Here is a 21,955-nt window from a genome sequence, read left to right as displayed (position 1 = left end):
CCGGCCAACCGGTGTGGTCGCGGGGACAAGAAGTCGGTAGATCGCTCGCACGGGCCGCCGGTCAGCATCGAGATGAGGCCTTCGAAGTTTTACGGGAGGCCGCGTACGGATCAGGCACGGGAAAGGCATCGTACGGTTCCGTCGAGGGCTCTTCTTCGGGAGTGAACCGCATCGGTTGGCTCCTTCGAGTCGACGGGGAAGAGCCCCTGGAACGCCGGGATTCGGCCCGGCCGGTGTCCGGCTCGCCGCGGGCAGTGAGGGTGTCGGGGTGCTTGGATCCGAGGAGGCATTCGCTGTCGGCCAGAATCTGTTCTTCCAGTCGGAGGGCTTCCCCGGTTCGTCCGGCGTCCCGGTAGCTGGCGGCGAGGTCGGCGCGGGCGTTTAGCGCGGAGAGGCTCCTGTCCGGGGGCGGGGCGGGTAAGTGGGCGAGAGCAAGGGATGCCACGGATGTTCGCTGGCTGAAACTTGGTGTGCTGACTGTGTTCTGAGCGATGGTCGGGCAGCGACTGGCCACGGACTGGCGACTGTCCTCACGTCAGTAGCCGCAGCTGAGAACAGGAGGAGCGGTTCGGACGAGGGGTGACGCGCGAGGGATTGGAGCAGCCGATGACGATCACGGTCCGGCTGCGCGAAGCCTGTATGACGGCTCGATTGGCACGGTCTGAAGGCGCTGTTCCGGTCCGTCGGTACCGCGTGCGGCCGTACTGCTGGAGACTGAGGCAGTCAATTGCCGTTCGGGAGTAAACGCACGGGACTCACAGGGGTCACTACCAGTGTCCTTACCGGCGTTCCTGGGAGGCAGCCAGTGCTGTCCGCGTTTGTAGAGCCAACCGTTCTGTCGGCAATGCTGACCGTCATCGTCGAGGTGGTACGTCTGTTGCAGTCAAATCGCTCCGCGCCTCCTCCGCAGCCGGTGGTGATCTGCATCCACCGGGCGCAGCGTGGTGAGGGAGAGGACAAGTGACAGAGGTGGGCGAGGAGACGATGCAGGCGCGTGAGTCGATGCACGACTTCTACGAGCGCATGTGCCCGAAGCTGATCAGCCGTGCTCGCAAAGCGTGCCGCAACATGCAGGACGCCGAGGATGTAGTGCAGGAGTCATTTGCGGCGGTTCTGCCCAAGTGGGAGGAGTACAGCCGGTACGAGTCCCCCGACGCCGTCGTGCAGCTCGTCTTGAACCGTCGGCTGTGGAACCTCCAAAAGAGACGCGAGCGTTGGCTCGGTCGCGTGCGTCTTGCCCCCCTGCCCGCCCCCACCCCTGATCCGCAGTTCAGCGCTGAGACCAGCGAGTTGCTCGCGGTGCTGGGGGAACTGCCCCAGCGGCAGCGCACCGTTCTTGTGCTCCATGCGTGGAACGGGCTGTCGACGCAGGAGATCGCGGACGAGCTCGGGATCTCCGTCAGCACGGTGAGGGTCCATATGTACAAGGCGCGGACGAGCCTCAAGCGTTGGCTCGACCTTGAGGAAAGTGAGGCCGATCGCCTCGATTTCCTGCCGGCAAGCGGCGGGGACGAAGTGGCGCTGGCGGCCGTCCGCCGCGCTGGGGAGGAACTGCTCGGCCATCTTGAGGCGGACCGCGCCATTCAGGAGCGGATCCTGGCTGCGCTGAAGAGCACAGCAGCCCGGCAGGGGTGGCTGTTCGACGGCGAGAGGTGATCCTTGACGCCCCAACGCCGCTGGACAGAGAAGCTGGCGGGTGCCCTGCGTACCACGGTCGCCCGCCTGCTTCTGCTGTGCCTGCATTCGATCATCGCCGGCCTCGTGGTGGTCTACGTGCTGGGCTGGCACAGGATGGTACAGCCGCATGTGGCCACGATGGTTTCGGGATTCAACGAGGGAGGATCCCTGAGCAACGCGATCGAAGGCGTGCGGCGGATGGTGCGCTGGAGCGTTGTCATCGCATTCCTGTTGTCCCCCATAGTCGCCCCGTTCACCAGCGCGGTCCTCCTGAGGCGGGCGCAAAAAAGCACCTGCCCCCCGGGCTCAGTGGAACTTGAAGCGACGGACGCTCCGGATATTTGGAACATGGTGCGCGAGCTCGATACGCACTTCGGCACGCGCATGAATGGCACCTCCATCTGGCTCACGCCCGACGCGAACGCCACCGTGGTGGTCTCGCTGCAGCGAGGCCACCCCCACAGCAAGACCCTCTATCTCGGTGTGCCGCTCCTGGCGGGGGTGGACCGTGAGGAACTGCGTGCCATCCTGTGCCACGAGCTTGCCCACTGCGCCGGGCGCCATTACAACTTCGGAGTACTGGCCCTTCGCAGCTCCAGGAAACTGCGTAACCTGGACGCGGCGCTGGGCATCGCGGTGGCGGTCAGATCGGCCGAGTGGGGCTACAACTGGCTTGTGCGGGTGAACGCCCGGTTCTTGAGGCTGCTGTTCCGCGGTTACAGAGTGCTGTACGACTTGGTCACCCGGCCCGTCCGACATCAACAGGAGCGCGAAGCCGACCGGGTCGCGGCGCGATACGTGGGCCGTGGAGTGATGAGACGGGCACTGCTGCGGGCCGGTGAGACCAAGGTGGAATGGCAGACGTACAGCCGGGCATCCGCCCCACGAGTGAGCCAAGACTGCTTGGTGGAACTGTACCGATCGCTGGACGACCGCCTCCCCGCCCGTACCGGCCACCGGACGCGCCAGCCGAAGGTGGAGAAGACTTCCTCACACCCCGCCCTCTTTCAGCGCGTGGCAGCCCTTGGGGCGGGGCAGGAGGACAATCCGGTGTCTACGGGAGCGCCCAGTCTCCAGCTTCTGGCATCGGCAGCCGACGAAACCGGGCCGCGATGGCCGACACTGCCGCAACCAGCGCTGTGCGAGAAAATATCGGGCAGATCGGCCAGGCGACCCCAAAGGGGCCGGAATCCGACAGCACCCAAAATCTCACGCTGGGGGCCAGCGGCGATGATCAGTTTCACCTTGTTCGTGCTGTCCAAAATCATCTTGCTTGTCGAAAACTGGCCCTGGTGAAGAAATTCCGCCTGATCGGCAAAGGGCCGCCCCAATCGGAGTGATGATCCGGGCCGTGAGGGGAGTACGGCAGCCTGAGCGGTGCTCAAGACTTGTGGATCGGCCTCGGGTTGGCACGCGAAGAGTGTGCCAACCCGAATGATCCTGTGATGGTCATCGAGTAGGCCGACGTTCGCTGCGTCGGTCGGGAAGGCACGCCCGTGCTCACGGTAGTCAGCGAAGACGGAACGACGCCATACGGCTCCCTGATTGACGAGATCGTGTGTGAGGGCGCGAGGCGGATGCTGGCCGCAGCCCTGGAAGCAGAAGTCAACTCCTACATAGCCGAGTTGGCCGATCAGCGAGACGACTCCGGCCGCCGCCTGGTCGTACGCAACGGATTCCACCAGCCGCGGAAGGTGACGACCGCGGCCGGGGCGATCGAGGTGAAGGCACCGCGGGTCAACGACAAGAGTGTCGACGGGGCCACCGGAGAACGCAAGCGGTTCTCCTCGGCGATGCTGCCGCCCTGGGCTCGTAAATCCCCGAAGATCAGCGAGGTGCTGCCGCTGCTGGATCTGCACGGCCTGTCGTCCGGTGACTTCGTGCCCGCCTTCGAGCAGTTCCTCGGCTCCTCCGCCGGCCTGTCGCCCGCGACGATCACGCGGCTGACCGCGCAGTGGCAGGCCGACCACAAGTCGTTCATGGACCGCGATCTGTCCGCCACGGACTACGTCTACGTCTGGGCCGACGGCGTTCACCTGCGCATACGCCTGGAAGAGGCGAAGCCCGCTGTCCTGGTCATGGTCGGCGTGTGGGCTGACGGCACCAAGGAACTGATCGCGATGACCGACGGCTACCGCGAATCCTCCGAGGCGTGGGCGGGACTACTGCGGGACGCTGCCCGCCGGGGCATGCGGGCCCCCGTCCTGGCCGTCGGCGACGGGACGCTCGGCTTCTGGAACGCGTTGAACGAGGTGTTCTCCGAGGCCCGCCACCGGCGGTGCTGGGTGCACAAGACCGCGAACGTCCTCGACGCGCTGCCGAAGTCGGCCCAGCCTGCGGCCAAGCGCGTGATCCAGGAGATCTACAACGCCGAGGACAAGGAGCGCGCGGCCAAGGCCGTCGCCGCGTTCGCCAAGCAGTACGGGGCGAAATATCCCAAGGTTGTCAAGCGGATCACCGACGACGAGGAAGAACTGCGGGCGTTCTTCGACTCTCCCGCCGAGCACTGGATCCACCTGCGGACCACGAACCCGATCGAGTCGATCTTCGCCACTGTGCGCTTGCGGACCAAGGTCACCAAGGGCGTCGGCAGCCGGGCCGCCGCCCTGGCCATGGTCTTCAAGCTCATCGAGTCAGCCCAGGAACGCTGGCGGGCGGTGAACGCACCCCACCTCGTCGCTCTGGTCCGGGCCGGCGCCCGCTTCGAGCGGGGCGTCCTGGTCGAACGACCCGAGGCCCGCGCGGCATGAATACCACCGCCTGCCACAGGTCGGAAAATCAGTGGCAGGCCCGGCCCATCCGTGGTGAAGATCGCGGCATGCCCAACTTCCTGGAGACCGACCGGCTCGCCCTGCGCGCGTTCACGGTGACCGACGTCGACCACCTGCTCGCCCTGGACAACGACCCCGAGGTCATGCGCTTCATCAACGGCGGCCGGCTCACAAGTCGGGAGGCGATCGAGACCAGGACCCTCCCGCGGCTCCTGCACGACTACCCATGCTGGAAGACCCGCGGCTACTGGGCCGCGCAGGAGAAGACCACCGGCACCTTCCTGGGCTGGTTCGAGTTCCGGCCGTTGGAGGAGCACAGCCCCGCCGTGGTGGAACTCGGTTACCGGTTGAACCAGGCGGCATGGGGGCGCGGCTATGCCACCGAGGGGTCCCGGGCCCTGGTCCACAAGGGGTTCGCGGAACTCGGGGTCGAGCGGGTCACCGCAAACACCATGGCCGTCAACACCCGCTCCCGTCGCGTCATGGAGAAATCGGGCCTGTCCTTCGGCCGGAACTTCACCGGGGACTGGCCGGAGGCGATCGAGGGCTCCGAGCACGGTGAAGTCGAGTACGAACTCACCCGGACCGAGTGGGAGCAGCCTCGATAGATCAACGGCCCAATCTGCAACTCTTGACAATTACTCCGGCAGCCTCAGGCTCCCCTGTTGAGCGGCGGGCGATGAAGGAGCGGGCGCTGTGCGCGGTGCGGGGCTGTTGGGCGGCAGACGCAGCACGCCGTCGGAATTCAGCGCTAAACCCTTCAAAAACAGGGCGGTTGCCTCCATTGGTGGAGGTCGCCGCATGGGATGGCGACGAGGCCGGTTCCGCTGAGATGGAGATCGACGGGGGCACCTGGTGCCTTCGGGGTGGGGAGGGGAGGCGCGCGGGAGGCCGGAGAGGGATCCGTGACTGGGTGGCCGTCACAGGCGCTGGGCGGCCCGGTGCCGGTGGGGTCGCGGTCCCGGGCGGCCGGTGGTGCTGCTGGGGGCCGAGGACGACGTCGTAGCGCGCGGCGGTGAGCGTCTTCGCCGCCCAGCGGGCCCGCTCGGCCTCCCGTATTCCGCCTGTGTCGAACGGCGGCCGAACTCAGTGACCACGACGAGCGTCGGCAGAGAGGAAACTTGCCCGCCGGAAGGCCTGGGCGGCGAACTCGTCGAGCGGGCAGTGGACTTCGAACGGGGCGGCGGGGAGCGCGGTGACTGCAGGTTCGTCTCCGCGAGTGCCCGTACCGGTACCGACGTGGACTCCGCGGCCTGAGTAAAGGTTCTGACGGGTGATCATGAGCGCGAGCGCCATCCCGGAGGCGTACGTGTGCCACTTCCCGTCGTGGCGGCAGACCGGCGGAGTGGTTCGGAGAAGGCGTGATGCCCTTCCTTGTGTGGTGGCGGGATCCTCCCAAGGGGTGTCCGGGGCGGCTGGCCGGTGACCGCCACCCCTCGGCGGGCGCTCACCTGATACCTCCCTACGGGGGAGCGGTCAGGTCGGCGTCGGAGGGTCGGTGGCGCGGCCGGAAGCAGCGCTGCGCTGGTCGAGGCCGTCGAGGATGAGCGCGAGGCCCGCCTCGAACGCCTCCTCGTGATCGAGGACGGGGACGTCGTCCGGCAGAGCCTCGGCGTTCGGCGCGTCCGCGTCCGCCTGCTCCTCCAGCACGCAGCCGACGGTGAAGCGGCTGACGGCCAGCATCGCCATCTGCGCATCCCGCTCGGGCACGCCGGAGGCCACCAGGAAAGCGATCTTGCGGCGGATCCGGTCGAGGTCGTTGGTGGGCGTGCTCCCGGCGTGCAGCCGGGCACCGTCACGGCGTGTCAGCAGCGTGCGGCGGAAACTGCGCGAGTTCTCCAGGAACCAGTCGCGCCAGTCGTCCTCGGGGGAGGGGAGCGGCGCGTCGGCGTGCGGGGCCATGGCCACCTCCGCCATGGCGGCAAGGAGGTCCTTCTTGGTCTTGAAGTGGTAGTAGAGCGACGGCTGCTCGACACCGAGGCGCTTTGCCAGCCGCCGGGTGCTCACTGTTTCCAGGCCCACCTCGTCGAGCAGGATCAGTGCTTCCGTGACGACGGTCGCTCGGTTCATCTTGGTCACGTTGACAATCTATCGCCGATAGAAGACCGTGAAAAGAATCAATCACCGATAGATTCTGGGGTGGCCGGGCATGTCGACCAAGATCGTGAAGCGTTCGCTGCGGATCCTCGTCGCCGGCGGCGGCATCGCCGGGCAGGCGCTGGCCTTCTGGCTCACCCGCGGCGGTCACCAGGTGACGGTCGTCGAGCGCTTCCCCGCGCTGCGCGCCTCGGGCGCGCAGGTCGACCTGCGCGGGCAGGGCATCGAGGCAGTCGGGCGCATGGGCCTGCTGGAGACCGTGCGCAGCCGACTGGTGGACGAGGCGGGCGTCGCCTTCGTCGACTCCCGCGGCAGGCCGAAGGCGACGATCATGGCGAACACCTCCGGCAAGGGACGTCAGACCCTGACCTCCGAGTACGAGATCATGCGCGGCGACCTGGTCCGCATCCTGCACGAGGCGACCGCGGACGGCACCGAGTACGTCTTCGGCAAGAGCGTCGACGGCTTCGGCCAGGACGCAGACCGGGTCACCGCGCACTTCTCGGACGGAACCTGCGGCGAGTACGACCTGCTGATCGGCGCTGACGGGCAGGGCTCGCGCATCCGGCGGGCGCTGCTGCCGGAGGGCTTCGACCCGTACTGGCGTTTAGGCATCCACACGGCCTACTGGTTCGTGCCGCGCATTGCCTCCGACACCAGCATCCGTGACACCTGCATGGTCCCGGGCGGTCGGCAGATCATGCGGCGCAGCCACAACCCGACCGAGACCCAGGTGTACTTCGTGATGCGCGAGGAGTCGGCGGAAGCGTCCGCGGTCCACCGCGCTTCCGTCGAGCAGCAGCAGAAGTTCTGGGCCGGGCGGTTCAGGGACGCCGGATGGCAGACCGACCGGTTCGTCGAGGGCATGAAGGACAGCCCGTTCTTCTACTCCCAGGAGATGGCCCAGGTACGCATCGGCAGCTGGTCCAAGGGCCGGGTGGTCCTGGCCGGTGACGCGGCGCACTGCGCATCCCCCTACAGCGGCATGGGGATCTCCGGCGGACTGGTCGGTGCGTACGTCCTGGCCGGGGAGATCAACCGGCACGTGGGGGACCTGCCGACCGCGCTGGCGAACTACGACCGCGTCCTGCGGCCCTTCGTCGACGAGATCCAGGGCAAGGTCAACCCCCGCATCCTGCGTGTGGGCATGCCCACGACCAGGCGCGCCATCAGCGCCTTCCAGAACGCCACCGCGCTGGCCTGCTTCTTCCGCATCCCCGCTCTGGTCGCACGGTTCTCCACGGCGGACCGCGGCGGCGACTGGCAGCTGCCGGTCTACGGCGGCACTCTCGCGGCCTGATGCCGCCCTCGTGCTCCAGGGCGCGACGGGCCACGTGAACGCGGTGACGGCGCACGCGGCGTCGTTGTGGAGGTGAAGGGGAAATTCCCTTACGCGTTCCACGTCGTGAACGTCGCGGGAGATGCCAACTTCCTGACGGTCGGACGGGACATGCCGACCAGGTGTCGACACGGCGGAGCTTCCGCTGTTGAGGACGGACTGAAGACGGACGGAGTTCGCGGACGATGGCCCGCAGGCCGTCGCCTCCGGTCGCCCCAGCGCCCGCGCCGCCGTGCCGCCCTCTTCGTCCGTACGGCTGAGGTCGTCCGGGCTGGGGCGGCGGATACCGCCCCAGCCGTACGGATCAGCCGCCGAAGTCGGCCCGGTGATCCGCGGCCCACTGGGCGTAGGTCCGCGCGGGGTGCCCGGTGATCTGTTCGATGACGTCGTTCACCTGCGCGGGCTTGCCGACCGCCTGCGCCATGAGAGCGAACAGCGCGGCCAGGAACTCGGGGTCCATGAACTGGCTCATCTGCTCCAGCACGGGCTCCGGGGCGAGGTCCTCGACGGTGAGCGGACGCCCCAGCGTCTCGCCGAGGACGCGGACCTGCTGCGACTGGGTCAGCGACTCGGGACCGGTCAAGTCGTAAGCCCGCCCGGTGTGCCCGCCGCCGGTCAGGATCCGCGCGGCCACTTCAGCGACGTCCCGCTCGTGCACGGCGCTGAAGGCCGCTTCGGTGTACGGCGCGCGTATGACATCACCGCCCTGGAGCTGCATCGCGAACGTCAACGAGTTGACGGCGGGGAACAGCAGCCGCAGGAAAGTCCACTCGATCCCGGACGCCTCTACGGCCCGCTCGACGTCGCGGTGGTACTCGGCGATCACGTCAGGCTGCCGCTCGGCGCCTGGAACGACCGCTCCCGAGGACAGGAACACGATCCGCCGCACTCCGGCCCGGCGCGCGGCTGCCAACAGCGGAGCGACATCCATTCCGTACTGCAGAACCAGGAAGACGGCCTCAACGCCGGCGAACGCGGCAGGCAGCGTCTGGGGCTCGGTCAGATCGGCCCGGACGACGTCGACTTCCTGGGGGAGCCCGGCCCGCTCCGGAGTGCGGGTCAGCGCTCGCACCGGGGCACCCGCGGCGACCAGCTCCTCTACCGCCTGACGTCCGAAGTGAGCCGTGGCACCGATGACCAGATACATGGGGTTTCCTTTCGTATGCATAAACAGGGGTATCAAAGGGTTCGCCGGTAACCGGCGGCGGATCAGCGAACCTTGCCGAAGAACTGCCGGATGTCGCCGACGAGCAGATCGGGGGCGTCGTGCGCGGCGAAGTGGCCACCGCGGTCGTAGACGTTCCAGGAAAGGATGTTCGTGTGATCGCGGTCTGCGAACGCCCGTATGGACTGGAAGTCCCAGGCGAAATTGGCCAGACCGAGGGGCACGGTGGTCGGCGCGGGCACAGAGGTGCCCCGGCCGTTCGACTTCTGCTGTACGGGAGCCGCCGCCGCGTCCTCGTAGTAGAACCGGGCGGCTGAGGCGGCCGTGTTGGTCAGCCAGTAGACCATCACGTTGGTGAGCACGTAGTCCGGGTCGAGCGAAGCACCGAGCAGCTGCGCGTGCCAGCCCAGCAGGCCTGCCGGGGAATCGGCCAGGGCGTGCGCCAGGTTCTGCGGCTCGGTGGACTGGAGCTTGTCGTACGCGCCCCGGTTCTGAACGAACCACTCGGCGAACGCGAGCTTGCCGCGCTCCTCCTCGGAGAGACCAGCCAGCTCGGCGGGGTCACCCGACGGGAACGAGAAGACCTGCGTCACGTGCACGCCGCAGACGCGCTCGGGGTCGACCCGGCCCACCTCGGGCGAGATCAGCGCCCCGCCGTCGTTGCCGACCGCGCCGTACCGCTCGTACCCGAGCCGGCGCATCAGCTCGGCCCAGGCTCGGGCCACCCGGTACCGGTCCCAGCCACGCTCCCGGGTCGGCCCGGAGAAGCCGAAGCCCGGCACCGACGGAATGACGAGGTGAAAAGCGTCCGCCGGGTCGCCGCCGTGGGCCCGCGGGTCGGTGAGCGGGCCGATCACGTCAAGCCACTCGACCACCGAGGTCGGCCAGCCATGGGTCAGGACCAGCGGCGTCGCGTTCGGCTCCGGCGAGCGCACGTGCAGGAAGTGGACGTTCTGGCCGTCAATCTCAGTGGTGAACTGCGGGTAGGCGTTCAGCCTAGCTTCCCAGGCCCGCCAGTCGTAGCTGGTGCGCCACCGCTCGACCAGCTGCTTCACGTAGTCCACGGGCACGCCGTACTCCCAACCGGGCGGCACCGGGCCGGCCGGCTCCGACCCGCTCGCGGGCAGTTCCTCCGCCCACCGGGTCCGCGCCAGTCGCTGCTGGAGATCGTCGAGATCGGCCTGCGGGACGTCGATCCGGAACGGGGTGATCGTGCTGTCGTTCGTCATGGTCATCAGCGTAGGATCCATTTAGGCAAGATCTGTTCCTAATGAACCGGCAGGCTCCGAAGAATGTTGGAAACCTCGGCGCGGCTGCTGCGCCTCCTCTCCCTGCTCCAGACGCCCCGTGACTGGACCGGCGCCGAACTGGCCGACCGGCTGGCGGTCAGTACCCGCACGGTCCGCAACGACGTGGAACGCCTGCGCAACCTCGGCTACCCGGTGCACGGCACCCGAGGTGCGGTAGGCGGCTACCGGCTCGGCGCCGGCGCCGCACTGCCACCCCTGCTGCTCGACGACGAGGAGGCGGTCGCGGTGGCGATCGGGCTCCGCACCGCCGCCGGGGGCACCATCACCGGGGTCGAGGAAACCTCGCTGCGCGCACTGACCAAGCTGGAGCAGGTGCTGCCGGCCCGCCTCCGGCGTCGCGTCGACGCCCTCAAGCAGTACGCCGTCGCGGTGCCGCGCGACGACCTGGGACCGCGGGTGGACGCCGACACGCTGAGCGCTGTCGCCGCCGCCTGCCGGGACCACGAGCGCCTGCGCTTCGACTACCGGAGCCACGACGGCTCCGAGAGCCTGCGCGAGACCGAACCGTACCGGCTGGTCAACTGGGGGCGCCGGTGGTATCTCGTCGGGTTCGACATCGAGCGGAGCGACTGGCGGACGTTCCGGGTGGACCGGCTCCACCCGCGCACCCCGACAGGCCCCAGATTCACCCCCCGCGACCTCCCCGAGGAAGCCGTCGACCAGGTACGCCGGGGCGTGTCGTCGGCCGCCTGGCGGTACCGGGCCCAGGTCGTCGTCCACGCACCGGCCGAACAGCTCGCCGAGCGGATCAACCCCGCCATCGGCACCATCACGCCGGTCGACGACACCCGCTGCCTCCTGGACACCGGCGCGGACAGCATCGAGGCGCTCGCCGTTCATCTCGGCCTGCTCGGCTTCGACTTCACCGTGACCGAACCCACGGAACTCGTCGAACTCGTGCGTGCGCTCGCAGACCGCTACCACCGTGCCACCGGGCCACGGCCGCAGGTCACTAGGGCCTGGTGCGAAAGCGGCTGAGGAGGCAGTTCCGCGCGCCCTCGTCGCTAGGCTGGTTGCGACGGCGATGCAGGGGGCAACGGTGGGGCAAAAGGCACGACGGACTGCGGGGACGCAGTCCTTCACGGATCTACTCCGGCATCCGAGTCGTCTCATCGAACAGTTCACAGGAGACGCTCGGCATCGCGCCGAAGCGGACGTCATCGCGTTGCACGCGGGGGAGACTCGCGAGGTCTCTGCGTTCGTCCGTGACGGCCACCGCTTGCGGCGGGGGTCGTTGATTCTCGATCCTGCCGCAGCGTCGCCGGTGATGTGGCGGCCGTTTCGATTCCTCGGGGGACCCGGTGAAGACGTCGCCTTGGTTGCTCCGTTCCACGTTCATGGGGCCAGCCCGGTCACCGGCCCGGGAAGTGGGACGGTCGACAAGGGGGCGTTTCGTCTGCTGTCCCTTCAAGCCGCTGACCGCTACTGGGAACTCGCCGTCCCCGCTGCGGACGTCGCTCTGGTCCGTGCTGCGCTGCGCGGGGATGGCAGCCGAAGGTAACCAGAGAGCCACTGCTGATGGGCAATAGGCCGACGAAGTACGTCACAGCCACTCGTTGAGGATCGCGACCAGCACGGTCACTTCGTAGCGGACGGCGAGTTTGTCGTACCGGGTCGCGACGGCGCGGTGGCGGTCGGGTAGCCGGGTCATGGCAACATGACCCGGCTACGCGACCAGTGGCGCGGAATCGCCACCCGCTACGAGAAGACAGCCACGATCTACCTCGGCGGTCTCCACGTCGCGGGCATCTTCCTCTGGTCCGCACGGTGATCCGGGCGAGAGCCCTGTCGTGGGGCGGCGCGGGCCTTACTCCTCGGGGGCGTATACGAGTGACTTGAAGGTGACGAGATCGCCGCTTTCGGTGGCGGGCTTGAGGATCACCTTGGTGCCCTGACAGTCTTCTTCGCTGTAGACGGCAAGGTAGGCGCCGGTCTGGTTGTAGGGGCCGAAGGCAGTCTCCGGGTGTCCGTCCAGTTCGGTGGTGTTGTAGCACCTGTTCGCCGTCGGGTCGTTCAGCTGACCATGGGACGGGCTCTGTGGGTCCCCGTACTTGTAGTGGAGGTTCCCGTCCACCGCGTGAGCTGAGGCAGGCAGGGTCAGGACCAGAGCGAGGGCACCGAGGGCGGTGCCGAGGGTGTGAGGAGGACGCATGAGGCGACTTCCTTCTGGTCGGTGGATGCCGACCGGCGGCCGACCATCCGAGACGATCATGGCGGCGCGGCTGTCCGCGAAGACCGCAACACGAAGGCGCACCGGAGTGAGAAGTGATCCGCGAGCTCACGCCTGGCTTCCCGTCCGGCAGATCGAGACGGTCCTCATCTACCTCGCTGCCGTCTTCATCTGGTCAGCAAGGCGATCCGAACGAAACGTCCTAGGCTGGCGGTAGGAGCCCGGTGCCGGCCGGGACCGAAAGGGAGGAATGGGAGCAGGGCGGGCATGAGCGGTGACGGGCGGGAGCTGGCCGGGGCCCAGCGGGAGCACTGGCAGGACACGTACCGGACGCACCCTGGTATGTACGGGCAGGAGCCCAGCGCGCCCGCGCGCCGCGCCGCCGCCGTCTTCCGGGCGGCCGGGGCCGCGGACGTGCTGGAACTGGGCGCCGGGCACGGCCGCGACGCCCTGTTCTTCGCCCGCGAGGGCTTCTCCGTACGGGCTGCCGACTTCTCCGCCACCGGCCTGGAACAGCTCCAGCTGGCCGCCGGGGCGCAGGGGACGGCCGGGCGGGTGCGCACGCTGGTGCACGACGTGCGCGAACCGCTGCCGCTCGCGGACGCCTCGGTCGACGCGGTCTTCGCGCACATGCTGCTGTGCATGGCGCTGTCCACCGAGGAGATCCGCGCCCTGGCCGGGGAGGCCCGCCGAGTGCTGCGGCCCGGCGGCACCTTCGTCTACACCGTGCGCCACACCGGGGACGCGCACTACGGCACCGGCACGCCGCACGGCGACGACGTCTTCGAACACGGCGGTTTCGCCGTGCACTTCTTCCCCCGCGCCCTGGTCGACGACCTCGCCGAGGGCTGGACCCTCACCGAGGTACACGCCTTCGAGGAGGGCGACCTGCCCCGCCGCCTGTGGCGCGTCACGCAGACGCTGCCCCGATGAGCACCCCGCCCCCGCCCCGCCCCGGGCCCGCTATCACCGTCGACGGCACCGGACTGCTGTGCGTGACCCTGCTGCTGCGGCTGCGCGCGGCGATCCAGGACGCCGGGGCGGGCACGCTCGTCCACGTGGTCGCCACCGACCCGGCCGCGCCGCTCGACCTGCCCGCGTGGTGCCACATGACAGGACACCACTACCTGGGCCCCGTCCTCGGCGAGCGCCCGGTGTACGCGCTGCGGCTCACCGCGCACCCACGCACCACCCGCCCTGACAGGCCCTGGCACACCGCCGACCACGGCTCCATGCTTTCCCAGCCCCCACCGGGCGAACCCGCACTCCGCCGGGACAACCAGGCCCGCTGAGGCCGACACCCACCACGGCCCCAACCGGACCCCCTCCCATCCGCTGAGCAGCCCTCACCACAGCCCAGGACCTTGCTACGTCCAGGCGAACTTGCTCAGGGTCTTCCGCCACGTTCCGCGCACGGCCCGCCGTGCGCCTGCTCGACCCGCTTCCGCAACCCGGCCCGGGGCTGGTAGGCGGGGACCAGGTCCGGGACCACGCCGATACGAAGAGGCCAGGCCACGTCTGCGAACGAGGACGGGGGAGGGGCATGGGGGATGACAACATGCGCCGGGCCGTCGGCTGATGCGCCGTTTTCACTGGCGGTGCTGGTGGCGGTGCGGAGCTATTTCCAGCAGTTCCTTCACGGGGAGGTCGAGGGCTTGGGCGAGTGCGGCGATGGTGCCGGGGCGGGGTCTCCATCACGCGGGGCCTGGTAGACGATGCTGCGTGAGCGTCCGGCGCGTACGGCGAGCTGGCTCTTGGCCAGTCCGGAGGCGGCCAGGGCGTTGTTGAGCCGTACCCGCAGGGCCGATAGTTCCCCGTCCCTCATGGCCCCCTGCCCTTTCCCGGCTGTCTCCACCCGCCGCCAGCCTCGCGAGTGCCCGTGCCGCTCCGGGGGCACGGGTGGCATCCGGGAATGTCCATTATCGGCCGGGCCGGAACCCGCCGGACAGCTTTTCGCGGACCTTGGACTACGCCATCTCCACCCGCGTGAAGGGAAGTTGACCATGTCCGGTCCGTCCGTCGTGCTGATTGTCCTTGTCTCCGTGCCGGTCCTGTTGATCGTGGTGCTGGTGGCCGCGTTGGCGGGGAAGCTGGCCCGTTCGGACGGTGCGACCTACCCCGCCGCCTTCACCAGGGCTGGCGCCGTCTTCGCCGCAGGTCTCACCCTTGCCGCGGTCCTCACCGGCGCCCTCGCCCAAGTCCTGCGGTGAGGGCACACCGCAGGGTTGTTGGCATCCATGCCGATAGCCCCGCCTGCCCAGCCCGGCACTCCCTCCAGTCGGCCAGCACCCAGTTTCTCCGCGGTCACCAGCGCATACCGAGCTGGTCGAGTCCGGCCCGCTGCGCCGGGTGAGCTTGTCGGCCCGCCGCCGGACGTTGCTGAGCCATTACCGGAACACCTCGGCTCGCGCGGAGCGCACGTCGCGAGCTGAGTGTTGTCGCCTCGCAGCGCTGGACCACCTCCAGCGCGGCCCCAGTGTGACGGGCACGCGTGATTCGGAGATCAGGATTTCCGCGCGGGTGGGGCAGCCGTCGTGGTCGGCGTCGACTCGGTGTCGGGACGCCTTCCTGGTGTATCCCTCCCGGGACTCCTCGGCGAGAGGGGGGACAGGTGAGGGCCTCGGTGAGCGGCAGCGTCTCCTCCAAGACGACGGGGCCGTCTGCGGGCGGAGGGGTGGGCGGCACTGCGCTGTCGGCGGTGACGGGGCGACGGGGGTGACGGCGCGAAGGTGAAGCGCGGTGAGGGCGGCGCAGCTGACGGCTCGCCACGTCTGGCAGGTCATGCCTCGTTGCTACTGGTGCCGAGCCGGTCCGCGCGGCGCTTCGGGCCCCAGGTCACCCTGGGCTGGGAATCGTCGTATCGGAGAGACGGTCCCCTTCCATGGCCGACCCGAGATGGCTGGCCCGCGCTTTCGCACCTACTTCCAGCGGACGCGATCGACGAACGTGTCTCCGTCGGGGGAAGCCCGCGATGAGCGTGAATTCTTCGGGTGGTCGAGGCTGCGCCGGTCCCGTCGTCGTTGCCGAGGAAGCGCGGCGCAGGTCCTCCAGGGCGCGGGTGTCGACCGGGGTGATGGCGTCAGTGCCGATCGCTCCGGCACCGTACGCGCACTGCTCGGGCAGCATCACTCCCTTACGCCGCGGCGCCGACGAATACGAGTCCGGATTGCCTTTATGGCTGAAAACTGGTGAGCGGAATTCCCCTGAAAAGATGCCAGGATCCTTCAGGGATCCGCAGTTCGACGGTGGCCGTCGAGGGGCGATCTGGCTGGAATGCGGCCGATTGGGTTGGCCGGAGCGTTGCTTACATGCGTGAATCGCGGTCTCCTAGCATTCCTAGCCGGTCAATTCCTTCGCTTCGGATCAAGGAGACTTCATGTCCGACTCGTTCAGCTCCCAGCGCCCTCTCGGTGAGCGTGGATACCGGCCCCTCAGACACTCGGTGACCCTCACCGCCATCACGATGGCCGCCGTCGCGTCCGTGCTGCTCAGTTCCACCACTGCGTCCGCCGCCGTCATCCCTGACCGGTCGGAGATCATCAGTAAGGAAAGCGGTGTGCTTTACGGCTTCCACAACAACGGCACCAATTCCAACGGCACCGTCAACTGGGGTCCGAAGACGTCGATCGGACAGGGCTGGGGCTCCGTCGCCGACACCGCGGTCTACTTCGCTGACCTGAATGGCGACGGATGGGACGACCTCGTCAGCAAGGAGAGCGGGGTCCTCTACGGGTTCACCAACAACAGCCGCAATGCCAACGGCACCATTAATTGGGGTCCGAAGACGTCGATCGGGCAGGGCTGGGGTGCCGTTTCCAACGACGCTGTCTACTTCGCGGATCTGAACGGCGACAACCGGGATGACCTCGTCAGCAAGGAGAGCGGGGTGCTCTACGGGTTCACCAACAACGGCACCAATTCCAACGGCACCGTCAACTGGGGTCCAAAGACGTCGATCGGACAGGGCTGGGGCGCTGTAGCCGACGACGCCGTTTCCTTCGCGGATCTGAACGGTGACGGCCGGGATGACCTCGTCAGCAAGGAGAGCGGGGTGCTTTATGGGTTCACCAACAACGGCTACAACTCCAATGGCACCGTCAACTGGGGATCGAAGACGTCGATCGGACAGGGCTGGGGCTCCGTAGCCGACAACGCCGTCTACTTCGCCGACCTCACGCTCGACGGCCGATCGGAGATCGTCAGCAAGGAGAACGGGGCGCTCTACAAATTCACCAACAACGGCTACAACTCCAACGGCACCGTCAACTGGGGGGCCAAGACCCAGATCGGACAGGGCTGGGGCGCTGTCTCCAACGACGCCGTCTACTTCGCAGAGATCTCCTGACCCGCACCGGAACGCGCTGACGAGGATCCCGTCAGCCGCGGAACCGTTCGCGCGACGCCAGGCTTCCGCAGCACGGTCGACCGATCGACCTGGCAGCACCCCTCCACCGGCAGGAGCCGGGACAACTCCGACCTGCACGGAGTCCGCGTTGCCGCCACCACAGCGGCCTGACAGCAGGACCCCGAACCGCGGCAGGGGGCCGCTCCGCCTGACAGCGGCCCCCTGCTTTTATGCACGAGGACGGGGCGCGGGTCTGAGGGCCGTGAACTGCGCATCGCAGTTGGCCATCCGGTCGTGGCTCGACGCGCGACGCGAGGTCACTTCATGCAGGCGCATACCGAGATTGTCCAGACCCGGCCCGCCGCATTCTGGATCCCACCGCCACGGCGCCCTCGCCAGCGTCTCCCAGTCCCGGCGGCCCGGTCATCAGGGTTGGCCGCAGCCGCAGCCGCAGCCGCGGGCGGGCGGCAACGGTCTGATCCCCGCGGACGGGATGCCGCCCTTCGCGGAAGGATCCTCCCGCAACGGATCGCGGTGACCTGGGCACGTGAGCCGCGGAATGCGGGTAGCGTCACGCGTGATGGAGGTGGAGCCAGTGGATGCCGGACTGCATCACCCTGACTACCCGCCCAGAACACCGCCGCCGCCCAAGCGGCCGGTCGCACCGCAACGCCCGGAGCCGGACACCACGCCGACACCGAAGAAGACGGCCCTGGCCTTACGCCGCCCGGCCGCCGTCATCAGTAACCGCCGCGCTGCCTCCTGGGTGCTGGAGAACGCCCCCTGGTCCCCGAAGAAGGCCGCCCGGCACGTCGTGGACCAACTCGCCACCTGGGGGCACACCGGCACCACGTCCCAGCAGGACACCTGCACCGCCGTGACCCGCGAACTGGCCCTGGCCGCCCTCAGCGACGGGGGCAAGAAGATCACGGTGCACGTGGCAGACCAGGACGACACAGCCCTGGTCCTGGTCCTCTCCCACCAGGACGGACCGGCCCCCGCCCCCGCCCCGGACCTCCTCACCCGGCTCCACGCGCTCGGCGCGCTCTCCTGCGGCACCGAGACCGAACGCGACGAACCCGGCAACCGCCGCTGGGCCCTCCTCGACCTCGCCCACTGAAGACGCCGACAGCACCGCCAACAGAACCGGGGAAGACCCTGGCAACGCCTCCGAACGCGCCGATGACCCTCTTCTCGCCGCGCGAGGACACGCGGGTCAGGGTGCGGGTCGGAACGGTGCCACAGTGACCGTGCTGTCCTCGCCGGTCTCAGTGTGCTCGGCGAGGAGACACAGCAGCCGTTCCACACTGACCCCGTGCCGCGCCGCGAGCGCCCGCCCCCGTCGCCCTGCCAGCCCGGACAGCCACAGCGTCGCGTGGAGCTCGTCAACCCGGTCCCGCTGCTCATGCTGCCAGGCAGCGTCCCGCTCCCGCCGGGCGACCGTACGGGCCGACTCTGACGTTGGTGCGACGCGCCCCACCCACTCCCGCTCCGCCGCCCACGCCGCGCGGGCCTCGTCCAGGGCCAGGCCCTCGGCCTTCTGCTGGGCTGCCTCCCGCGCCGGTCCTGCGGCGACCGCATCGGCCCCCGCCCCCTGCGCCCCCCGCCAGCAGCGTCGCCAGATCCGGCGAGAAACCGTCCATGCCGGTCATGCCGCCCCTTCCCGTCACCGGTACTCGGCAGGCCGACCTGTGCCCGAGACCATGACACATGCAGCGAAGCTATCAACTAGCAGAAAAGCAGGGCAGGTTGTGTATGCCTGCAAACCGGAATGGGCGTCCGCGTCGCGCCCGGTGTGGCGTTGTCAGCGGCGGGTGGCAGGCGTGATACCAAAATCGGCCGCCACCGGGGGCGCCGCCTTCCCCAGGAGGTCGTCATAAAGCCCACTGCCGTGGACAACCTCCGGATCGTCGGACGCAGCCCCGACAGCCGCGGACACGAGTCCGCTGTCTCCTGCAACGACGCGGCCGCGGCCGCGGAGCAGGAGAAGGACCGCCTGGAAGCAGGCGGCGATGTCGTACGGGTCGTACGTCCCGCCCGGCGAGAGGGTCCCCGAGGCAGTTCTGGACGAGATGCGCGGCGAAGACGCCTGAACCAAGTCCTCACTGTCAGCGTCCCGCTGACGCGGCCAGAGGTCCGGACGGCACTGCGCCCCGGCCGCCGTGGAGGGCGGGACCGGGGTGCAGCGGCATGGTCCGGTGCGGGTCAGCGGGGAGCCGGTACGTGACCCCAGCCGGTGTCGGGAACGCTGCCCCAACCGGGATTACGCAAGTGCCATCCGGTGTCGGTCGCAACGCGCTCCCCACCTTCACGTCGCGCACCTCGGAGGCGGTAAGCGCGATCACGACCGACCCTTTTCCCGCCACCGTCGCCAGTACCTGCCCGGACCGGCCGGCACCGTGTGGGTGCGGGTTCAGGTGCGGGGGAGGTCCAGCGGCCCCATCCACCAGTTCCCGTTGTCGCCGGGGTCGGTGCTGATCCAGTAGTCGACGAGCGCGCCGGTGAACTCGGCAGGTGACAGGGTGCCGTTGCCGTCGGCATCGAGGCGGGCGAACGCCTCGTCGGCCTCCTCCCGGGTGAGGCCGGGGAAGTGCCCGCGCTGGAACGCGAAGAACTCACCCGGGCTGATCTGTCCGTCCCTGTCGAGGTCGGCGATCTCCAGGTAGGTCTCGGCGACCTGCCCCAGAACCGTCCGGGCGGTCTGCGGGTCCCGCGCGAGATCGTGGCACGAGGCGATGAACTGGCTCCTGGAGATCCCCGCGGCACCGGCCGCAACGAACGGCAGGTGCACCTCCCGCCAGATCCGCAGGTAGGCCCCGGTGATCCGCTCCGCCTCCGCGGAGTCCTGCCCGTACCCCAGCGAGACGGCCACTCGCCGGCCCATCTCCACATGGTCGTCCTCGGTGAGCTCGCCATCACCGTCCACATCCAGGTGGCCGAAGCCCTTCTCGAACTTCGCGGTCAGAAACTCCCGACTGTCCATCACCACTCCTCACCGGCCCGCACATCCCACACGGCAGGGCACCCCTACGCACCCCACACCCGTAAAAACGACAAGATGACCATAGGGTTACGGTGTCGACGTCCCGGAGCTGGCCTCCACTTCCCACACCAGGAACACAGGCCTTGCCCCACCACCGTCACGAGCGCATTCAGAGCTGTTCTTAGTTCGGCCCGCCGCTTGGTGGTGAGTGGCTGCGACGTCTCCAGCAGGCCCCACCGAGGCGACCTGAAATGGGACCACTTCGTGAAGAGGGCCGCGTATCCGGCGGCGGTCTCCCGACCGCTCCTACCGACCGGGCCGGATGAAGGCCGTTGCCCTGGGCGGGGGACCCGCGCGTGCCGCGGGTGCACCCGGAGCAATCCGGGCCCGAGCCCGGGTGACCTGCCCGCGCCCGTCCTCCAAGCGCGCCAGCGTGCCCTTGTCGACGGGCCTCCACGTCCGGCCCTGATTCGGTCGTCATGCAAGTGCGCCAGACCGTGCGGCTGTTATCCGCCCCGGTGGGCCGATTTCGGCAGATCTACACTGAGCTGCGAGAACGCTACGGGGGAACAGGATCATGGGCGTGGGTACGGGGACGAGCAATGCGGTGGACGGCCAGTCCTCCCTGATTTCCGCGGTCCAGGCTGGAGACACGGATCTGGTGAGGATCCTCCTTCACGAGCACAGCGACTCCGAATGCCTGGACGCCGCGTTCTGTCTGGCCGTCCGGATGCACGCCGGGCGCATCGCCCAACTGCTGCTCCAGTACGGTGCGGATTCAGGCCAGAGCCACCCCGATGACCTCATCCCCCTGAGCGAGGCGGTCGACTCGGGGTCGCCCGCTCTGTTCGAGGCGCTCCTGGACCACGAGATCCGCGGCAGGTATCCCGAGAGCGAACTCCTGGAGGCCCGGGACCCCGCGCGCCGCTGGCACGGGACGGGTGTCGAGGCCGAGCTGCGACGCCGTACCGGATCCCGGGACGCTGTCGTCCGTAAGCGGGTTCAGGACGGCGACTACGACAGCGTCGTCGAGCTCACCCTTGGTGGTACGACTGCGAGGGACGGTCATGGGGCGATCCTCACGTACGTCGAGGAACTGCTCGGTGTACGAACCTCGTTTGAGGAGCTGATGGACCGCGCGTTGGCCCAGGTCGATCAGCAGGACCATGCAACGTGGAGCCGTGCCACCCTCCAGTTGGGTGGACGGCGAGAGGAGGCGACCTGGACTGCTGCGGCGGTACTGCGTACGAGCCCGGACCCGTCCCGCCGATTGTTCGGTGCCGAGGTGCTCCGCCTTATTCATCTGTTCGACGACAGCGACGAGGACGCGTTCGCTGGTCCCGCTCTGGACCTCTTCACCGGCTGGGCGGCCGCCGAGACGGACGTCGCCGTCCTCACCGAGGTGCTGGTCGCCCTTGGAGAACACAGCGATCCACGCGCGGAGGCGGCCCTTCTGCCCCACGCCGGCCATTCAGATGCCCGGGTACGGTGTGCGGTGGCGCAAGGGCTCAGCGCCTTGTTCTCGCCACCGGCCTTTTCCGACGATGCTCGCACGGCGTTGCTGGGGCTGATGGCCGATCCGGACGCGATGGTTCGGAAGACCGCCTGCCGCGTGGTTGCCGAGGGCAGGGACCACGATGCCGTGTTCGCGGACGCCATGGCAGCTGTGCTCGACGATACGGACCGTCTGGTCCAGCTGGCTGCCGTCTACGGGCTTGCTCTCCACGACGACGAACGGTGCGTGGAAGCAGCACGCCTTCTCGGCCCGCCGCAGCGCGGTTCTCTGGAAGAGGATGGCTGCCTCGACGCGGTGTGGCGTTACGAATGGCGCCGCGACGGCCGCTGAACGTTTCCGCCTGTACCTGTCAGCTGCTCGGGGGCCGGGAACACCGCATGGTTCGAATGGCGCTCCCCGCCAGCTGGCGACGCGACCGGGAGCGGGAGTTGCGGCTCCGGCGCCGCCACCAGGACGGGGGAGAGCAAGGGAGCGGCGCCTTCGCCCTGCGGCCTTACTCGCCTGTGAGGCGCGCCGGACTGAACGTGTCGAATGGCGATGCTGGCGGCGTTGGTCAGCGTTAGGGTCGGCGTCTGGCACCGT

General features: G+C 68.7%; 19 protein-coding genes. 12 read left to right on the top strand and 7 right to left on the bottom strand.

What is annotated here, in order from left to right; translation table 11 throughout:
• Window positions 1-61: 61 nt before the first annotated feature.
• On the bottom strand, window positions 62-445 hold the full coding sequence (locus ACIBNE_RS37795) for a tetratricopeptide repeat protein (protein ID WP_399279981.1): 384 nt from the start codon (window positions 443-445) through the stop codon (window positions 62-64).
• 515 nt (window positions 446-960) lie between these two features.
• Here ACIBNE_RS37795 and ACIBNE_RS37790 point away from each other — a divergent pair.
• The 4 genes from ACIBNE_RS37790 (at window position 961) to ACIBNE_RS37775 (ending at window position 5,056) form a co-directional block, all read left to right on the top strand.
• Window positions 961-1,656 carry an RNA polymerase sigma factor gene (locus tag ACIBNE_RS37790; RefSeq protein ID WP_399279979.1) on the top strand — a complete coding sequence of 232 codons (696 nt, stop codon included), beginning with the start codon at window positions 961-963 and terminating at the stop codon, window positions 1,654-1,656.
• Window positions 1,657-1,659: 3 nt separating this feature from the next.
• Entirely contained in the window at window positions 1,660-2,973 is a 1,314-nt protein-coding gene (locus ACIBNE_RS37785; RefSeq protein ID WP_399279977.1) for a M48 family metallopeptidase, read from the top strand.
• Window positions 2,974-3,173: 200 nt separating this feature from the next.
• Window positions 3,174-4,427 (top strand): IS256 family transposase, encoded by a 1,254-nt coding sequence (locus tag ACIBNE_RS37780; protein ID WP_399279975.1) that lies wholly within the window; start codon window positions 3,174-3,176, stop codon window positions 4,425-4,427.
• A gap of 68 nt (window positions 4,428-4,495) precedes the next feature.
• Window positions 4,496-5,056, top strand: a complete 561-nt coding sequence (locus ACIBNE_RS37775) for a GNAT family N-acetyltransferase (protein ID WP_399279973.1) — start codon at window positions 4,496-4,498, stop codon at window positions 5,054-5,056.
• A gap of 868 nt (window positions 5,057-5,924) precedes the next feature.
• Here the strand turns inward: ACIBNE_RS37775 and ACIBNE_RS37770 are convergent.
• Complete coding sequence (locus ACIBNE_RS37770) at window positions 5,925-6,518, bottom strand: TetR/AcrR family transcriptional regulator C-terminal domain-containing protein (RefSeq protein WP_399280142.1); 594 nt, start codon at window positions 6,516-6,518, stop codon at window positions 5,925-5,927.
• A gap of 79 nt (window positions 6,519-6,597) precedes the next feature.
• Here ACIBNE_RS37770 and ACIBNE_RS37765 point away from each other — a divergent pair, with 79 nt between their 5' ends.
• Entirely contained in the window at window positions 6,598-7,845 is a 1,248-nt protein-coding gene (locus ACIBNE_RS37765; RefSeq protein WP_399279971.1) for an FAD-dependent monooxygenase, read from the top strand.
• A gap of 343 nt (window positions 7,846-8,188) precedes the next feature.
• Here the strand turns inward: ACIBNE_RS37765 and ACIBNE_RS37760 are convergent, their stop codons facing one another.
• Together ACIBNE_RS37760 and ACIBNE_RS37755 are read right to left on the bottom strand one after the other, a co-directional pair.
• Window positions 8,189-9,031 carry an NAD(P)H-binding protein gene (locus tag ACIBNE_RS37760; RefSeq protein WP_399279969.1) on the bottom strand — a complete coding sequence of 281 codons (843 nt, stop codon included), beginning with the start codon at window positions 9,029-9,031 and terminating at the stop codon, window positions 8,189-8,191.
• 62 nt (window positions 9,032-9,093) lie between these two features.
• Window positions 9,094-10,278, bottom strand: a complete 1,185-nt coding sequence (locus ACIBNE_RS37755; RefSeq protein WP_399279967.1) for an epoxide hydrolase family protein — start codon at window positions 10,276-10,278, stop codon at window positions 9,094-9,096.
• A gap of 63 nt (window positions 10,279-10,341) precedes the next feature.
• Between ACIBNE_RS37755 and ACIBNE_RS37750 the strand changes: the two genes are divergently transcribed.
• Window positions 10,342-11,337 carry a helix-turn-helix transcriptional regulator gene (locus ACIBNE_RS37750; RefSeq protein WP_399279965.1) on the top strand — a complete coding sequence of 332 codons (996 nt, stop codon included), beginning with the start codon at window positions 10,342-10,344 and terminating at the stop codon, window positions 11,335-11,337.
• Window positions 11,338-12,166: 829 nt separating this feature from the next.
• Here the strand turns inward: ACIBNE_RS37750 and ACIBNE_RS37745 are convergent.
• Window positions 12,167-12,511, bottom strand: coding sequence for a hypothetical protein (locus ACIBNE_RS37745; RefSeq protein WP_399279963.1), 345 nt, complete (start codon window positions 12,509-12,511; stop codon window positions 12,167-12,169).
• Window positions 12,512-12,796: 285 nt separating this feature from the next.
• Here ACIBNE_RS37745 and ACIBNE_RS37740 point away from each other — a divergent pair, with 285 nt between their 5' ends.
• Both ACIBNE_RS37740 and ACIBNE_RS37735 read left to right on the top strand, forming a co-directional pair.
• Window positions 12,797-13,462, top strand: coding sequence for a class I SAM-dependent methyltransferase (locus ACIBNE_RS37740; RefSeq protein WP_399279961.1), 666 nt, complete (start codon window positions 12,797-12,799; stop codon window positions 13,460-13,462).
• Entirely contained in the window at window positions 13,459-13,821 is a 363-nt protein-coding gene (locus tag ACIBNE_RS37735; protein WP_399279959.1) for a sulfurtransferase TusA family protein, read from the top strand. Before ACIBNE_RS37740 ends, ACIBNE_RS37735 begins: the two co-directional genes overlap by 4 nt.
• A gap of 344 nt (window positions 13,822-14,165) precedes the next feature.
• Here the strand turns inward: ACIBNE_RS37735 and ACIBNE_RS37730 are convergent, their stop codons facing one another.
• Entirely contained in the window at window positions 14,166-14,354 is a 189-nt protein-coding gene (locus tag ACIBNE_RS37730; protein WP_399279957.1) for a hypothetical protein, read from the bottom strand.
• A 178-nt stretch (window positions 14,355-14,532) separates the two neighbouring features.
• Between ACIBNE_RS37730 and ACIBNE_RS37725 the strand changes: the two genes are divergently transcribed.
• The 3 genes from ACIBNE_RS37725 (at window position 14,533) to ACIBNE_RS37715 (ending at window position 17,994) form a co-directional block, all read left to right on the top strand.
• Entirely contained in the window at window positions 14,533-14,739 is a 207-nt protein-coding gene (locus ACIBNE_RS37725; RefSeq protein WP_399279955.1) for a hypothetical protein, read from the top strand.
• 1,166 nt (window positions 14,740-15,905) lie between these two features.
• Complete coding sequence (locus ACIBNE_RS37720; RefSeq protein ID WP_399279953.1) at window positions 15,906-16,874, top strand: FG-GAP repeat domain-containing protein; 969 nt, start codon at window positions 15,906-15,908, stop codon at window positions 16,872-16,874.
• 580 nt (window positions 16,875-17,454) lie between these two features.
• Window positions 17,455-17,994, top strand: coding sequence for a hypothetical protein (locus tag ACIBNE_RS37715; protein WP_399279951.1), 540 nt, complete (start codon window positions 17,455-17,457; stop codon window positions 17,992-17,994).
• Window positions 17,995-19,287: 1,293 nt separating this feature from the next.
• Here the strand turns inward: ACIBNE_RS37715 and ACIBNE_RS37710 are convergent.
• Window positions 19,288-19,857: an EF-hand domain-containing protein gene (locus tag ACIBNE_RS37710; protein WP_399279949.1), complete on the bottom strand. Its 570-nt coding sequence runs from the start codon at window positions 19,855-19,857 to the stop codon at window positions 19,288-19,290.
• Window positions 19,858-20,434: 577 nt separating this feature from the next.
• Here ACIBNE_RS37710 and ACIBNE_RS37705 point away from each other — a divergent pair.
• Window positions 20,435-21,703 carry a hypothetical protein gene (locus ACIBNE_RS37705; RefSeq protein WP_399279947.1) on the top strand — a complete coding sequence of 423 codons (1,269 nt, stop codon included), beginning with the start codon at window positions 20,435-20,437 and terminating at the stop codon, window positions 21,701-21,703.
• Window positions 21,704-21,955: the final 252 nt, after the last annotated feature.

This window comes from Streptomyces sp. NPDC050504 (genome assembly GCF_044458065.1).
In the GTDB taxonomy this organism is placed as follows: domain Bacteria; phylum Actinomycetota; class Actinomycetes; order Streptomycetales; family Streptomycetaceae; genus Streptomyces.
This window is presented reverse-complemented; position numbering and strand designations above follow the sequence as displayed.

Coding starts and splice junctions, on each gene's coding strand:
- ACIBNE_RS37720 (WP_399279953.1), top strand. CDS start 15,906: ATGTCCGACTCGTTCAGCTCCCAGCGCCCTCTCGGTGAGCGTGGATAC.
- ACIBNE_RS37715 (WP_399279951.1), top strand. CDS start 17,455: ATGGAGGTGGAGCCAGTGGATGCCGGACTGCATCACCCTGACTACCCG.
- ACIBNE_RS37770 (WP_399280142.1), bottom strand. CDS start 6,518: ATGAACCGAGCGACCGTCGTCACGGAAGCACTGATCCTGCTCGACGAG.
- ACIBNE_RS37745 (WP_399279963.1), bottom strand. CDS start 12,511: ATGCGTCCTCCTCACACCCTCGGCACCGCCCTCGGTGCCCTCGCTCTG.
- ACIBNE_RS37725 (WP_399279955.1), top strand. CDS start 14,533: ATGTCCGGTCCGTCCGTCGTGCTGATTGTCCTTGTCTCCGTGCCGGTC.
- ACIBNE_RS37755 (WP_399279967.1), bottom strand. CDS start 10,278: ATGACGAACGACAGCACGATCACCCCGTTCCGGATCGACGTCCCGCAG.
- ACIBNE_RS37750 (WP_399279965.1), top strand. CDS start 10,342: ATGTTGGAAACCTCGGCGCGGCTGCTGCGCCTCCTCTCCCTGCTCCAG.
- ACIBNE_RS37735 (WP_399279959.1), top strand. CDS start 13,459: ATGAGCACCCCGCCCCCGCCCCGCCCCGGGCCCGCTATCACCGTCGAC.
- ACIBNE_RS37740 (WP_399279961.1), top strand. CDS start 12,797: ATGAGCGGTGACGGGCGGGAGCTGGCCGGGGCCCAGCGGGAGCACTGG.
- ACIBNE_RS37775 (WP_399279973.1), top strand. CDS start 4,496: ATGCCCAACTTCCTGGAGACCGACCGGCTCGCCCTGCGCGCGTTCACG.
- ACIBNE_RS37765 (WP_399279971.1), top strand. CDS start 6,598: ATGTCGACCAAGATCGTGAAGCGTTCGCTGCGGATCCTCGTCGCCGGC.
- ACIBNE_RS37730 (WP_399279957.1), bottom strand. CDS start 14,354: ATGAGGGACGGGGAACTATCGGCCCTGCGGGTACGGCTCAACAACGCC.
- ACIBNE_RS37760 (WP_399279969.1), bottom strand. CDS start 9,031: ATGTATCTGGTCATCGGTGCCACGGCTCACTTCGGACGTCAGGCGGTA.
- ACIBNE_RS37705 (WP_399279947.1), top strand. CDS start 20,435: ATGGGCGTGGGTACGGGGACGAGCAATGCGGTGGACGGCCAGTCCTCC.
- ACIBNE_RS37710 (WP_399279949.1), bottom strand. CDS start 19,857: ATGGACAGTCGGGAGTTTCTGACCGCGAAGTTCGAGAAGGGCTTCGGC.